Origin of the sequence: Corynebacterium sp. HMSC072A02 (assembly GCF_001810085.1) — a bacterium.
In the GTDB taxonomy this organism is placed as follows: domain Bacteria; phylum Actinomycetota; class Actinomycetes; order Mycobacteriales; family Mycobacteriaceae; genus Corynebacterium; species Corynebacterium hesseae.
In genome coordinates this window covers 1-293 of record NZ_KV799815.1, presented here as the reverse complement: position 1 = coordinate 293, position 293 = coordinate 1, and the positions used below count along the sequence as shown (strand labels likewise).

The 293-nt window shown below is 53.6% G+C and carries 1 protein-coding gene; it reads left to right on the top strand.

Features of this window, described 5'->3' with window-relative positions; genetic code table 11:
• Nucleotides 1-55: 55 nt before the first annotated feature.
• Nucleotides 56-293: IS3 family transposase (locus tag HMPREF2698_RS02040; protein ID WP_070561733.1), on the top strand; the 238-nt coding region annotated here is incomplete at its 3' end.

Sequence of the window (293 nt, the reverse complement as noted above, 5' to 3'; positions counted from 1 at the left end):
GGTAGACACCTGATATCCAGCCCGGTTGGGTTGGGAAGAAAGGTAATCTACCACCATGCCTAGGTACTCCGAACAGTTCAAACGTGATGCTGTGGCCCTCTACGAAAACAATGAGGACCTCTCACTTCACGCGGCTTCAGCAGAGCTTGGAGTCAATCGTTCCTCACTTTATTCCTGGCTTAAGCAGTACGGCACCGGCAAACGTGCCCGCACGAAGACCCTGCGTGACAAGGCCCAGGCGACGACTGATTCTGAACGGATCCGCCAGCTAGAAAAAGAAGTCTCTAAGCTGC